General features: G+C 71.8%; 1 protein-coding gene. It reads right to left on the bottom strand.

From position 1 onward, the window contains the following. The coding region (locus G3I78_RS49670) for a manganese catalase family protein (protein WP_203616595.1) at positions 1 to 408 on the bottom strand (408 nt) is incomplete at both ends.

Below are 408 nucleotides of genomic sequence, written 5' to 3'. Positions count from 1 at the left end.
GCATTCGCCGTGAAGTCGGCGAGCAGGTTGCCGCTCGCGGTCACGTAGCCCGCCGACCACGGGTTCCCGTTCGAGTCCACCGGCCGGGCGCCCGCGCCCGCGACGATCGCCTGCTGCGGGTCCGTGCCGCCGACGATCGCGGCCACGGTCGGGTCGTCCTGCACCGCGCCCTCGACCAGCCCGACGGGCGCCTTCTCCAGGAGCTGCGCGATCATCGTCGCCAGCATCTCGACGTGCCCGAACTCCTCGGCACCGATGCCGTAGAGCAGGTCGCGGTACTTGCCCGGGAGGTGGGAGTTCCAGGACTGGAAGCCGTACTGCATCGCGACGGTGATCTCGCCGTACTGCCCGCCCAGCACCTCCTGGAGCTTGCGGGCATAGACGGCGTCCGGCCGGTCGGGCGTGGCC

This window comes from Streptomyces sp. SID13726 (genome assembly GCF_010548375.1).
In the GTDB taxonomy this organism is placed as follows: Bacteria; Actinomycetota; Actinomycetes; order Streptomycetales; family Streptomycetaceae; genus Streptomyces.
Note: the sequence above shows the minus strand (reverse complement) of the source record. Positions and strands in the feature narration are given on the sequence as shown.